The organism is Streptomyces sp. W16, from assembly GCF_033194735.1.
Lineage (GTDB): Bacteria > Actinomycetota > Actinomycetes > Streptomycetales > Streptomycetaceae > Streptomyces.
In genome coordinates, this window is sequence record NZ_JAWOAI010001229.1 from 1 (window position 1) to 255 (window position 255).

Annotated in this window: 1 rRNA gene; it reads right to left on the reverse strand. The window is 58.8% G+C overall.

The features are described from left to right. Positions 1-255, reverse strand: a 23S ribosomal RNA gene (locus R6V09_RS54350); the annotation flags it as partial.

The following is a 255-nucleotide window of genomic DNA, read 5'->3' on the forward strand; positions in this document are numbered from 1 at the left end:
TGAGTCGGTTTAGGGTACGGGCCGCCATGAAACTCGCTAGAGGCTTTTCTCGACAGCATAGGATCATCCACTTCACCACAATCGGCTCGGCATCAGGTCTCAGACTATGTGTGATCCGGATTTGCCTGGACCACGTCCTACACCCTTACCCCGGGACAACCACCGCCCGGGCTGGACTACCTTCCTGCGTCACCCCATCACTCACCTACTACCACCTTGGGCCGGCGGCTCCACCACTTTCCATTCCCCGAAGGG